Here is a 12,044-nt window from a genome sequence, read left to right on the forward strand (position 1 = left end):
GGCGGCGCATCCCGGACTACACCATTCACCACCCACGATTCCTGGACCGCTCGCGGACGCCGTCCTGGGCGGTCCACGTGCGCGTCAGCCGGCCCGAAGTCCGACCGCCAGCGTCAGTTCAAGGACCCGCTGTGGCGATGCGAGATCCGGAAACAGCTCCCGCAGCTGCGACATCCGGTACCGGACCGTCTGGGGATGGACGAACAACGCCCCCGCCACCTCGTCCCGCCTGCCCTGGTGCAGCAGCCACGCCCGCAACGTCTCCTCCAGCCGCCGTGCCGTCGCGACAGGCAAGGTCCGCAACGGTGCGAGGGCTCGGGCACGCAGGTCCGCGAACGCGTCCGCGTCGGCGCTCAGCACCAGCTCGGGCAGGTGGTCCTCGGTGTCGCGAATGTCGGAGGAGAGGGAGCGCGCGCGTACGGCTCGTGCGTACGAGGCGGACGCACGAGTCCATGGCCGGGCCGGGCCGACCACGGCGGTGCGGTCGGTCAGCTGCCGCAAGAGATGTGATCGGTCGGCATCGGGGACGAGCAGCACACCGGTGGCGTCCGGCAGATCGTCGAGGACGAGGGTGCTCGGGTCGAGCGCGCGGTAGGCAGGACGGGCCTGGGCGGCGGGCAGAAGGACCGCGGTCAGCGAAGCCGGCGGCTGCCACCCGGCCCGTTGGACAGAGGCCAGCAGTACTTCCGGGCTGGCGCCGGCGAGGAGGTCGCGGGCCAGGTGTTCCAGGTGGCGCTCGTGGGCCCTGCCCCGGGCGGCCAGTTCGTCGGCGTGGCCCGCGGCGCTCGCGGCAGAGAGCTCGTCGATGTAGGCGAAGGTCAGCTCTGCGAACTTGGCGACCTCGGCGGCGGGCAGACCTACGGGTACGGCACCCGCCGCCAGGCATCGCCAGGCCACGCGGGCGCCGACGCGGTAGGCACTGAGCAGAGCGTCCATCGAACGGCCGTCGCGCACCTCGCCGCGGCCGAGCTCGTAGGCCGCGTCACCGGCGTCGCCACCTGTGGCGTTCCCGCTCGCGAGGTCCAGGTAGTGCCCCAGGGCGGTACGGACGGCTCGGCGGATGGTGACGCCCATACGGCCGGAAAGGGCGTTGGCATAGGGAGGGACCTCGTCGATGATCGCCTGGACGACCTCATCGGCGGTGGTCGTCAGTACGGCCCGAAGTGCTGTGACCGTCGTCTCATCCAGGGCCAGCTCGCTGGCCCTCCGGACTGCATGGCTCACGTTTTTGTTCCCTGCGAACAATCGAGCTGATCAAATTTACGTCCTGCGGTCAGGACTTTACCCCTTGAGGCGCAGCAAGCTGGCGTCATGACAAGTACAGCCCTCCGCAGCAGGGCGTGGAAACTGCTGGAGATGGTCACGACGCCGCTGCTGCCGTCGGACTACCTCGACCTGGTCAGCCCGCTGCGTGCGGGCGCTGACCTGCGTGGGCGCATCGAGGCCGTGCACCCCGAGACGGGTGACGCCGCGACTGTCGTGATCAGGCCGGGACGGGGCTGGCGCGGCCACACGGCCGGTCAGTACGTGCGGATCGGGGTCGACGTCGACGGGGTGCGCCTGTGGCGTGCCTACTCCATCACCTCACCGACGAACCGCCAGGACGGCCGCGTCACGATCACCGTGAAGGCGATCCCGGACGGCAAGGTCAGCAACCACCTGGTCCGCAGGGCGAAACCGGGCACGCTGGTCCAGCTCGACCAGGCAACCGGTGACTTCGTGCTGCCGCGGGCCAAGCCCGCCAAGGTGCTCTACCTGACGGCCGGCAGCGGCATCACTCCCGTGATGGGCATGCTGCGCGACATCGAGCTCGACGACGCCGTCATGATCCACTGCGCGCCACAGCCGCAAGACGTGATCTTCCGTGACGAACTGCACGTTCTGGTCGCGGACAAGAAGCTGCGGCTCACCGAGGTGCACACCGACACGGACGGCATGCTCGACATCGCCCGTCTCGACGACCTCGTGCCCGACTGGGCCGAGCGCGAGACCTGGGCCTGCGGGCCCGCGGGCCTGCTCGACGCCGCCGAAGAGCACTGGACCGAGCACGGCGTACGAGAGCGCCTGCATACCGAACGCTTCCGCCCCGGCATCATCGTCACCGGCGACGGCGACAGCGGCGGCGAGGTCACGTTCAGCGCCACCGGCAAGACCGTCGACGCCGACGGCGCCACGCCGTTGCTGGACGTCGGCGAGGAGGCCGGCGTGCTCATGCCGTCCGGGTGCCGCATGGGCATCTGCTTCGGCTGCGTCACGCCGCTCAAGGCGGGCGCCGTCCGCGACCTGCGCACCGGCGAGATCACCGAGGCCGAGCCGGGCGTCCTCATCCAGACCTGCGTGTCCGCCGCGGCGGGCCCCTGCGACATCGAACGGTAGGAGCACCTTGACCGCCATCGACCCCACCGCCCACCTGACCGCGGAGCAGATCGAGGAGCTCGGCCGGGAGCTGGACGCGATCCGCGACGAGGTGATCGCCGACCGCGGCGAGAAGGACGCCGCCTACATCCGCAAGGTGATCTCGGCGCAGCGCAAGCTCGAACTGGTCAGCAGGGGCGTGCTGCTGTTCTCGATCTTCCCTCCCGCGTGGCTGATCGGCACCGCCGGACTGTCCGTCGCGAAGATCATGGACAACATGGAGATCGGCCACAACATCCTGCACGGCCAGTGGGACTGGATGCGAGACCCGAAGATCCACTCCACCACCTGGGAGTGGGATCACGTCTCGCCGTCCGACCAGTGGAAGCACTCGCACAACGAGCTGCACCACACGTACACCAACGTGATCGGCAAGGACAACGACCTCGGCTACGGCATCATGCGCGTCGACGAGGACCAGAGGTGGCACCCGTTCCACCTCGGCCAGCCGCTGTGGAACTTCATCAACGCCTGCTTCTTCGAGTACGGCATCGCGGCGTACGACCTGGAGCTCGGCAAGAACCTGAACAAGCGTCGCCGCAAGAACCCTGAGTTCCGCGCGCGGGCCAAGGCCGTGGGTCGCAAGATCCGCAAGCAGGTGCTCAAGGACTACGTGATCCACCCGCTGCTGTCGGGTCCGTCGTTCCTCCCCACGCTCGCCGCCACGTTCACCGCGAACCTGGTCCGCAACATCTGGACCCACTCGGTGATCATGTGCGGGCACTTCCCCGAGGGCGTGCAGGTCTTCGAGCGCCGGTCGATCAAGGGCGAGACGCGCGGCCAGTGGTACCTGCGCCAGATGATGGGCTCGGCGAACATCAGCGGCAGCTCGGCCATGCACTTCATGACCGGCAACCTGTCGCACCAGATCGAGCACCACCTGTTCCCGGACCTGCCGAGCAACCGGTACGCCGAGGTCGCGGTGAAGGTGCGCGCGCTGTTCGAGAAGTACGAGCTGGAGTACGTCACCGGGCCGCTCCCCAAGCAGGTGTTCTCCGCGTGGCACAAGGTCTTCCGGCTCTCACTGCCGAACAAGAAGCCCAAGGTCGAAACACCGGTCCGCGAGCAGGAGCTCGTCGCGGCCTGATTCAGATCGTTCGGCCGTACCGGCGGCACCGCCGGTACGGCCAGCCGCATTGGGACACGTCTACGCCTGCCGACCGGCGCCTTCCTATCGGCGCGCGGCTCCTTCTCCGCCGGGAACCTCCCGGCCTTCTTGGCGCCACTGCCGCTCGAGGGCGTCGTAGATCGGGAATCCGACACCCACCCAGCACCCACCGGCACGTCGGCGCAACTTCTCTGCGCTGGAACGTTCCTGTGGTCCATAAGCAGCCCAACGGGCCCACGGGCCCACGCCGGGCGCCGTGGGCCCGTATCCCGACCGCCACCAGCAGGAGAGCCACAACGGGGTGACGGGTATAGCTGCCTGCCTTGGGCCCGGCGGTTCGGGGCCAGGCTCCGAGGACGAGTGGCGCGCGGGGTGCGTTGGGCAGGTCTTCAGGGACGGCGCCGGTGCCGTTCCCGGGCGACTTCCAGCGGGGCATGTTCCTGCAGGCGCACGTACGCCGGCTCGATCTGTTCAGCGCCGGCCACGCCCACACCGCTGCGGTCACGGCCAGGGTCTGGGACAGCCGCCCCGATACCGAAGCCGGTGCCTGTGGTGGGCTGGCTGAGATCGACTACGAGTCCGTCACCAGGGATGTGGCCGTGCGGATTCGCTCTCTTCGCTGCGGGCAGCTGGGTCGCGCTGAACAACCGTGGCGCCGCAGTCGCGTTGGAACGCCGGGCGGCGGCCGACGCCGAGCTCGCGGTGTCCTCTCCCCGCTCGGCGTGTGCTGTCAACTACTCCTCTCAGCAGGGTGGCCGGGACTGCGGACGAACCGCCGCCCCTTCCACGGGGCCAGGATGAATCCCCGATGACCTGGACGGTCTCAACAGTCACCGGGTCCTGTCAGGCGGCCTGCTTCTGCCCGGGTGGGTGTGGGCTGTGCCGGGGTAGTACCGACTCAATGGCCGTCCGGATGTCGTGTCGGCACCACGTACAAGGCGTGATTGGCCGGGCGCGTTGGTCGGTGGCGCGCGGCGCTGGCGAGGACGCCTAGGTCGGCTGCGCCCTGCCAGGAGTGATCTCCCGGCAGGGCACGGGCACTCGCGGTCACCACAGTTCGTCCCGGCTATCCGGTGATCAAAAAGGTGTTTCAGCCGTCCTCGTCACGACTGGTGGGGCTGCCGACGGTGTTGGTTCCGCCTTGGAAGAGCGCCACTCGCCCGGGCCGGCGGGCAGGAGTACGAAGGCCCGCTCTGCGGTGGTGAGCGCAAGTGGTCGGTGGTGTGGTCGAGCTCTGCTGGCCTCGGGTCACCGTCGAGGGGCTGGTCGCGGCGGAAGTCGGCCAGGCCGTCTCTTTCGGATCTTGTCGGGTGACCCCGGGTCGTCCGGTGCGGTGCATCGCAAGGCGGAGGGGCGCTCGTGTACTGGACGTACTGGAGTGCCCCGACAACCTGGGGGTCCCCCCGGACGGAGTGTGGGGGATGAGGTACCGTGCCGGGCGGGCCGGGCCCGGCAAGATCCGAAAGAGACGGCCTAGCCCGGCCGGGAGGCGCAGGGTGCGGGGCAGGTCTGCGGGGATGGTCCGGATCAGCGGGGTGGGGTGGTTGATGAGCGCGTCGGCGTCGGTCAGCTGTCCTGCCAGTCGGGCGGGAAGAGCACGGCGAGTTCGATGGTGAACAGGACGTCGATGACGGTGTGGACGCGGGTGGTGGTGGTGCCGAGGCTGCGGACGGCGTGCTCACGGGAGAAGTCGCCGTACCAGAACTCGCCGGGCTGACAGGTGTGTTCGGCCCCGTCGAGGTAGAGGACGGCGTCGGGGTTGGTGGTCAGGGGGATGCGGAGGTGGACGCAGCTGCGGGCCAGGCGGTACTTGGGGGCGCTGTACCGCTCGCCGACCGCGCCCGGTCCGAGCGCCCTGAGGCGGGCGGCGTTCAGGCGGAGCGGCCGCTCCCGGTTCGGACCGCATCGATGTAAAGCCCTTTCCGAGAAGGCATTCAAGCGACTATCTTGAACGCGTTCAGATTGATTATGTTCAAGGGGGTCCCGTGCTCTCGGCGGTCGACGTAGCTACGGTTCTACTCTTCTTCGTGCTGGTCCCCATGGGCCTCGCCCTCGTGGCCGCAAACTGCCGGGCGTGCAGGAAAGGCCGGAGCGCGCCCTAGAGTGCGGACCAGGGACCGTCCGCTCCCCGTGCGGCAGGACTGGAGCGGTGCTGGCGCTCGCCGCCCTCGCCGCCTCCCGTCTCCCGCCTCCCGCCTCCCGCCTCCCGTGAGCAGCGGCGCCCGGCGGGGACCCAGCTCACCGGCGTGGCACGTGACACCCGAAGGCAACACGCCATCGGCCCGCGTGGTGCCGGAGGCACACGTTGCCCGGCCTGACGGAAGGGAGTTAGGGCGGGAGAGCATCGAGCGCTGTGCGGGCGTGTGCAGTGCCGCAGGAGCGGACCGGCATCAGCCCCGGCGCATCTCCAGACGGGTCGCAAACCGCGGCAGGGACTCCGGGAGCTCCGCCGCGGCGGAGTCCCGGGCGGCGACGACGGTCGTGATCTGGTCCCCGATGCGGGCAGCGAGCAGGGACGTGAACACGTTGATGCGCCAGAAGGGGACCGCGTAGCCGGAGGTCTGCTCGTGCGAACCGACCCGGTCGAAGATCCGCCGACCTTCGGCGAAGACGTCGGCGATCGGTAGGGCGGCGCCTTCGTAGCCGAGGGCGATCGCGGCGCGCCCCCGGACCCCGACCTCCACCGCGACGTCGGTCAGGCCGGTGACGAAGTCGACCCTCGGCGCCGGGGACGGCCCTCGGTGACCGAGTGGTCGCGCGGGGCCCGCCACAACGGAACCGGAACTTGGTATGGACCTGACAAATAGGGTCGGCTAGCGTAGCGCTCGACACTCTGTGAGAGCGCTCTCAAGCGTTCAACCCCCCACACCAGGAGGTCTCGTGAAACACGCCACCCCCTTACGCGCCGCCGTCGCCGCCCTGCTCCTGACCGTCGGCCTGGGTGCCGCCCACACCGGCGTGGCGAGCGCCGTCCCGCTCCCTGAGCCCGCCGCGGCCTCGTCCGCCGCAGCGCCGTCCGCCTCGGCCGGACTGCTCGACGCGATGCGCCGGGACCTCGGGCTCACCGCTTCCCAGGCCGAGGAACGGCTGAGCGCGGAAAAGGCCGCCGCAGCCGTGGAGAAGGCCGCACGGCAGGCCGCAGGTGGTGCGTACGGCGGCTCGTGGTACGAGCCTTCCACCGGCCGGCTCGTCGTCGCGGTGACCGACCGCGCGGAGGAGTCCGAGGTGCGGGCACTGGGCGCCGACACCCGCCTCGTCCGGCACAGCGCAGCCGCGCTGGACCGCGCCAAAGCGCGCCTGGACACGCTGCCCGCCCCCACCGGGGTGGCCGGCTGGCACGTCGACCCGCGGACCAACAGCGTCGTCGTCACGGTCGTACGTACCGAGCGGGAAGCCCCCGCCGTACGGGCGTTCGTCGACCAGGCCAGGGCCGGCGGCCCCATCACCGTCGCCGAGACGGCGCAGGCGCCCCGCACGTACGCCGCGGGCACCGTCGGCGGCGACCCGTACTACACCGGCAACGTCCGCTGTTCGATCGGCTTCTCCGTGTACGGCGGCTTCGTGACGGCTGGGCACTGCGGGCAGGCGGGGGCCGCCGTGCGCGGCTGGGACGGGTCCGCGATGGGTACCTTCCAGGGGTCCTCGTTCCCCGGCAACGACTACGCGTACGTCGGCATCCACAGCGGCTGGTGGACCGTACCGGTGGTACTCGGCTGGGGCACCATCCCGGACCAGCTGGTACGCGGCTCCGCCGAGGCACCCGTGGGCGCCTCGATCTGCCGGTCGGGGTCCACGACGCGCTGGCACTGCGGCACCGTCCTCGCCAAGAACGAGACCGTCAACTACAGCCAGGGCGCCGTCCACCAGATGACGAAGACCAGCGTCTGCGCCGAGGGAGGCGACTCCGGTGGCTCGTTCCTCAGCGGGAACCAGGCCCAGGGCGTCACCTCCGGCGGCTGGGGCAACTGCTCGTCCGGCGGCCAGACGTGGTTCCAGCCGATCAACGAAATCCTCGGCCGCTACGGCCTGACGCTGCACACCGCCTGACCCTGCACACGCCTGAGGTCTGCGCGGCAACAGGTCGCGGCGACAGGTCCTTCCCGCGGTGACAGGTCCTTCCGGGTGCGTACACCCGGAGGGACTGTCGCCCGGCCTCCCGTACGGGGCCGGCCGCGCTGCTCGTCGACGTGTCTGCGGCGTCGCGGACCAACGCCGGTGCACCGATCGACGGGCTGCGCGGCGCCGGACACCGACGCGTGCACGAGGAACCGTCGGCCGGGGCCGGGTTCGCAGCCGGGACCACACGGTCCCGGATGCCGCTCGGAGTACCCCCGGCGGCCGTTCGACCGACGATCACGTGAGGCTCCGATTCACACCTCTCTGCATCAAGGCAGCCTTAAGAGATCGTTAAGCCGAAGTCCATCAGAGAAAACCGCAGGTCAGAGACATACGAAGAGTGCGCCTGACGTTGCCATGACGGTTACCCGTCCGTAATACTCGCCGTCTCGGGTGACATTGCGTCACGTGTGGGAGCGCTCTCATACCCCTCTGTCACTCTTCACGACCCCCGGCCTGGCCCCCCCTCCTCCTCCCTCACCCAGACAAGGAACCATGCCCATGGCTGCTGCTCATCGCGCACGTCGCCGCTCTCTCGGCGGAGTGGTGCTCCTCGTGACCACCGCCCTGGTCGCGGCGGTGCTCATGTCCTTCAACCCTTCGGTCGCCCCGCACGCCGGTGCCGCAGTTGTCGCGCAGACCTGGTCCGACGAGTTCGACGGTGCGGCCGGCCGCGCTCCTGACGCCGCCAAGTGGGCTCTTGAGACCGGCGGTTCGGGTTTCGGCAACCACGAGCTGCAGTACTACACCAACAGCACCGCGAACGCCGCGCTCGACGGCCAGGGCAACCTCGTCATCACCGCGCGGAAGAACACCGACGGCGGCCTCGGCTGCTGGTACGGGCAGTGCCAGTACACCTCGGCCCGGCTGAACACCGCCAAAACCTTCACCCAGGCGTACGGCCGCTTCGAGGCCCGCATCAAGATCCCCCGAGGCCAAGGCATTTGGCCCGCCTTCTGGATGCTCGGCAACGACCTCGGCAGCGTGGGCTGGCCGGGTAGCGGCGAGATCGACATCATGGAGAACATCGGCCGCGAACCCAACACCGTGCACGGTACGGTGCACGGCCCCGGCTACTCCGGAGCGGGCGGCCTCGGCGCCGCGTACAGCCTGCCGGGCGGCCGCGCCTTCGCCGACGACTTCCACGTGTTCGCCGTCGATTGGAGCCCGAACTCCCTCGTCTGGTCGGTGGACGGCACGACGTACAAGACCCTCACGCCGGCCGACACCGGCGGCAACAGGTGGGTCTTCGACCACCCGTTCTTCATCATCCTCAACCTGGCGGTCGGTGGGGACTGGCCCGGCAGCCCGGACGCCTCCACGTCCTTCCCGCAGACGATGACCGTCGACTATGTCCGCGCCTCCTCCGCCGGCGCACCCGCCGCACGCCCGATCCGTGGCATCGGCGGCATGTGCGTCGACGTCGCCGGTGGCTCCGACGCCGACCGCACCCCGATCCAGTTGCACGACTGCACCGGCAGCGCGGCCCAGCAGTGGACCATCGGGGCAGACGGCACCGTCCGCGCCCTCGGCAAATGCCTGGACGTCGCGGGCGGCTCCACCACCGACGGCGCCGTCGTCCAGCTCTACACCTGCAACGGCACCAACGCCCAGAAGTGGACGTACACCGCCGCTCGTGACCTCACCAACACAGGTGCGGGCAAGTGCCTGGATGCCAAGGGCAACTCCTCCGCCGACGGCACCCGGTTGCAGACCTGGACCTGCACCGGCGCCGCCAACCAGAAGTGGACGGTCGGCTGACCCACCAGCCCCACCGCCCTCCCTCCTTTCCCCGTTCCTGCGTCCCACCGCTCCGCTCCCCCGCCCGACCCACCGAAGAACGGACCCCCACCGTGCCGGCTCGCCACCAACGAACCATGCCCCGTAGAAAACTCCTCGCCGTGACGGCGGGCCTGGCCCTGGGCGTGCCCGCCGCGGCAGCCTGGCTCGAGATGAGCGCCAACGCGACCACCACCGCCACGCTCCCCCTGGACCTGGTGAACACCACCAGCAACAACACGGTGTACGCCTACGTGCTCGGCCGTGACCCCGCGGCCGGCGGCACCTGGGCCTTCATCCAGGCCAACGGCTCCAGCCTGTACCACCCGCCGGCTCCGGCCAACGATCAGACCCCGCTCGGGGTCGACTGTGCCATCCCGCTCAACGCGTCCGGCGCCGGAGCCCGGAGGGTGACGCTGCCGCGCCTGGACAGCGGCCGTATCTACTTCTCCGTCGGCACGAAGCTCACCTTCCTGGTGAACCGCGGCGGCGGTCTGGCCCTGCCATCGGTGAGCAATCCCACTGACCCCAACGCGAACGTCGCTCACGACTTCTGCGAATTCACCTTCAACAGCGACCAGTTGTACGCCAACATCACGTTCGTCGACATGGTCTCGCTGCCGATCGCCTTCCAACTGGAGACCGGGCAGGGCACCCAGACGGTGCGCGGGCTGCCCGCCGACGGACTGTCCCGGGTCGCCGCCGCGCTGCGGGCCCAGTCCGCCGCCGACGGCAGCGACTGGAGCCGGCTGATCGTCACCGCGGGCGGCCGCGACGTGCGCGTACTCAGCCCCAACCTGGCAATCCGCGGCAACAATGCCTTGTTCCGCGGCTACTTCGACGGCTACGTGGACGAGGTGTGGAACAAGTACCGTTCCACCGACCTGCGCATCGACACCCAGTTCACCTGGGGAACCGTCACCGGCCGGGTGAACGGCGACGTCCTCGCCTTCCCCGGAGTCGGCAGCTTCGCCAAGCCGTCCACCCTTTCGATCTTCTCCTGCAGCGACGCGCCCTTCACCACGGGCAACGACCTGATGGGCAATCTCAGCGCACGGCTCGCCGCCGCCTTCAACCGCACCACCTTGCTGGACAACCCCCACCAGCCGACCGCCGAGAAGCCCGCCGCCTTCTACACGCGGCCGCGCACCAACCACTACGCCCGCATCCTGCACAACACCACCCCCGACCACCTCGGGTACGCCTTCCCGTACGACGACGTTCACCCGGCCGGAGTCGACTTCGAGGGCAAGGTGCAGTCCGGCACACCCGGCCGCTGGACCATCACGGTCGGCGGTGTTGCCGGCGGCGGCACACCAGACCCCACGCCGACCGCCACCGCCACGGGCGGCGGGGTCAGCGCCTTCACGACCATCCAGGCCGAGGGGTTCAACGCCCAGTCCGGAGCACAGGTCGAGGCCTGCTCCGACGACGGGGGCGGATCCGCCGTCGGCCATCTGTCCAACGGCGACTGGCTCAAGTTCTCGGCCGTCGCCTTCGGCTCCACCGGCGCCACCCGCTTCGACGCCCGCGTCGCTTCAGGGGCCGCCGGTGGAGTCAGCGGCCTGGTCCAAGTCCGCCTCGACAGCCCCACAGCCGCCCCGGTCGGCGGCTTCGCCGTCGCCAACACCGGCGGCTGGCAGGCCTGGCGTACCGTCCCCGCCGACATCCGCCGCACCACAGGAACCCACGACGTCTATCTGACCTTCGACAGCGGCCAGTCCTCCGACTTCGTCAACGTCAACTGGTTCTCCTTCGCCTAAGGCCTGTTGTGAAGGTGGCGTCGTCAGTCGCCGTTGAAGTCGAGATACCGGTGAGCCTTGCGCTCGACCTGAACAGTCAGAGCAAGGATCTTGCGCACCGCCTCGGCTTCTTCGGCGGGTGAGCTGTCCACCAAGGCCCGCAGTTCGGGGATGGGCGCTCTGCGCTTGCGACCGGTTGAACACGGTGTCGTCGCAGGGATCGACGTAATCGACGTATCCGAGCAGGCGCAGGTCTTGCCCAGCCGCCCGTCGCGGCGAGCTTGTCGTACCTGGTGACCGAGGCCTTGGTCGGTAGGCTCGATGAAGACGCCACCGGGCGGCTCCTTTTGGAGATCCCCCTTTTCACAGCACCGGCGGCGTGCTGGTGGGTGGGCCCGGCGGACGGTGGAGCCGACGTCGACCCCCCAGGTGATCAGGCCCTTGGCATCCGGCGCGGCCTGGAGCGGGGTGAGGATCTGAGCCCAGGTGCCGTCCCGCCGCCGGCGCCGGAACAGGTCGTAGACCCGGCCCCAAGGCCCGTAGCGTTCCGGTACGTGACGCCAAGGGGCGCCGGTGCGGGTCCGCCACCGTGTGCCAGCGACCCGCTGACGGCGCGTCCACACCTGCGGCATGCCCGGGTCCAGCAATTCGCGACGGCGTGCTGCCGACGGGCCCACCGCCCGCCGCACAGAGCCCCCTACAGCGCGGGGCTGTCGCATCCGGTGGGTCTCCCCGGTCGCCGCTGCAGGGACCGACCGGGGAAAGGGACACCGGTGAAAACTCTGCACGTATACACCTCCGTCCCGTCCCCCACGGCAACATCCGGCGCGTGGCGGAGACGATGGCCGAGGTGGTCGATGCTCGCGTGGTCCTGCCGGAGGAGG

The 12,044-nt window shown here is 69.9% G+C and carries 9 protein-coding genes; 5 read left to right on the top strand and 4 right to left on the bottom strand.

Translation table 11 applies throughout. The features are described from left to right. Nucleotides 1–84: 84 nt before the first annotated feature. A complete protein-coding gene (locus OG624_RS00635; protein WP_371638848.1) occupies nt 85–1,224 on the bottom strand; it encodes a PucR family transcriptional regulator in 1,140 nt (379 codons plus the stop codon). Between the two features lie 87 nt (nt 1,225–1,311). Between OG624_RS00635 and OG624_RS00640 the strand changes: the two genes are divergently transcribed. Together OG624_RS00640 and OG624_RS00645 are read left to right on the top strand one after the other, a co-directional pair. Continuing rightward, a complete protein-coding gene (locus OG624_RS00640; RefSeq protein WP_033225635.1) occupies nt 1,312–2,376 on the top strand; it encodes a ferredoxin reductase in 1,065 nt (354 codons plus the stop codon). Nucleotides 2,377–2,383: 7 nt separating this feature from the next. Next, nucleotides 2,384–3,502, top strand: a complete 1,119-nt coding sequence (locus OG624_RS00645) for a fatty acid desaturase family protein (protein WP_371638849.1) — start codon at nt 2,384–2,386, stop codon at nt 3,500–3,502. Between the two features lie 1,587 nt (nt 3,503–5,089). Here the strand turns inward: OG624_RS00645 and OG624_RS00650 are convergent. Together OG624_RS00650 and OG624_RS00655 are read right to left on the bottom strand one after the other, a co-directional pair. Then, complete coding sequence (locus OG624_RS00650; RefSeq protein WP_371586946.1) at nt 5,090–5,461, bottom strand: hypothetical protein; 372 nt, start codon at nt 5,459–5,461, stop codon at nt 5,090–5,092. A 452-nt stretch (nt 5,462–5,913) separates the two neighbouring features. Next, complete coding sequence (locus tag OG624_RS00655) at nt 5,914–6,294, bottom strand: hypothetical protein (protein ID WP_371586947.1); 381 nt, start codon at nt 6,292–6,294, stop codon at nt 5,914–5,916. A 109-nt stretch (nt 6,295–6,403) separates the two neighbouring features. On the opposite strand from OG624_RS00655, the gene OG624_RS00660 reads away from it, so the two are divergent. The 3 genes from OG624_RS00660 to OG624_RS00670 all read left to right on the top strand — a co-directional run bounded on the left by OG624_RS00660 (nt 6,404) and on the right by OG624_RS00670 (nt 11,181). Continuing rightward, nucleotides 6,404–7,570, top strand: a complete 1,167-nt coding sequence (locus OG624_RS00660; RefSeq protein WP_371638850.1) for a S1 family peptidase — start codon at nt 6,404–6,406, stop codon at nt 7,568–7,570. Nucleotides 7,571–8,140: 570 nt separating this feature from the next. Further along, nucleotides 8,141–9,400, top strand: a complete 1,260-nt coding sequence (locus OG624_RS00665; RefSeq protein WP_371638851.1) for a family 16 glycosylhydrolase — start codon at nt 8,141–8,143, stop codon at nt 9,398–9,400. Nucleotides 9,401–9,516: 116 nt separating this feature from the next. After that, entirely contained in the window at nt 9,517–11,181 is a 1,665-nt protein-coding gene (locus OG624_RS00670) for a glycoside hydrolase family 64 protein (protein ID WP_371638852.1), read from the top strand. 23 nt (nt 11,182–11,204) lie between these two features. Here OG624_RS00670 and OG624_RS00675 read toward each other — a convergent pair whose 3' ends face one another. Continuing rightward, nucleotides 11,205–11,792, bottom strand: a complete 588-nt coding sequence (locus tag OG624_RS00675; RefSeq protein WP_371638853.1) for a transposase — start codon at nt 11,790–11,792, stop codon at nt 11,205–11,207. Nucleotides 11,793–12,044 lie beyond the last annotated feature (252 nt).

Origin of the sequence: Streptomyces virginiae (assembly GCF_041432505.1) — a bacterium.
Lineage (GTDB): Bacteria > Actinomycetota > Actinomycetes > Streptomycetales > Streptomycetaceae > Streptomyces > Streptomyces virginiae_A.